This is a genomic window from Mesorhizobium sp. Arg314, assembly GCF_053714275.1.
On sequence record NZ_JBSKBP010000259.1, the window covers coordinates 1 to 440 of the forward strand.

The 440-nt window shown below is 62.0% G+C and carries 1 protein-coding gene; it reads left to right on the forward strand.

Annotated elements, in window-relative coordinates; all coding sequences use genetic code 11:
- Positions 1-62: 62 nt before the first annotated feature.
- Positions 63-440, forward strand: a 378-nt coding sequence (locus ACWGS9_RS35385) for a Ulp1 family isopeptidase (RefSeq protein ID WP_454509501.1), incomplete at its 3' end; no start/stop codon positions are given.

Here is a 440-nt window from a genome sequence, read left to right on the forward strand (position 1 = left end):
CGACCACCTCCTCCGATGCTCAGATCGGAAGGGTCGCCTCGTCCAGTGTCCCGGCGGGGTCAGTGCTCGGGGCCACCGACTGGCTGAGCGACGCCCATATCCAGAGCGATTACCATCTCCTGGAGGAGCAGCTGCTGGGGATCGATCCAACGCTCGCCGCCAGGACACGGCTGGTGGATCCATCGGTATCCAATCTGCTGCGCCACTTGGAGTGGCAAGACGCGCAAGGCACGTTGCAGTCCATCTATGATCAAAACGACGCCCCAGCCGACTTCCTGTTCCTGCCAGTGAACAATGGCACTCCGGCTCACGAGGGCACCCATTGGTCGCTGCTGCTGGTTGATCGCCGCAACCCGCAAAGACATGTCGCCTATCACTACGATTCCCTCCAGCGAGGGCAATACAACGACGCGCCTGCAGCACAGCTGGCAGGACTGCTG